The sequence below is a fragment of the Bacillus cereus group sp. BfR-BA-01347 genome (assembly GCF_022663835.1).
Classification (GTDB): Bacteria; Bacillota; Bacilli; order Bacillales; family Bacillaceae_G; genus Bacillus_A; species Bacillus_A thuringiensis_K.
The window spans coordinates 1-202 of the sequence record NZ_JAKUGG010000118.1 but is presented as its reverse complement, the minus strand read 5'-3'; the positions used below and the strand labels follow the sequence as shown (position 1 = coordinate 202).

Below are 202 nucleotides of genomic sequence, written 5' to 3'. Positions count from 1 at the left end.
GAATAGGCCCAAGCGACTGTTTAGCAAAAACACAGCTCTCTGCGAAGCCGTAAGGCGAAGTATAGGGGGTGACACCTGCCCGGTGCTGGAAGGTTAAGGAGAGGGGTTAGCGTAAGCGAAGCTCTGAACTGAAGCCCCAGTAAACGGCGGCCGTAACTATAACGGTCCTAAGGTAGCGAAATTCCTTGTCGGGTAAGTTCCG

The 202-nt window shown here is 53.5% G+C and carries 1 rRNA gene; it reads left to right on the top strand.

Annotated features, from left to right (window positions below):
- Positions 1 to 202: ribosomal RNA gene (locus MR143_RS32920) — 23S ribosomal RNA — on the top strand; the annotation flags it as partial.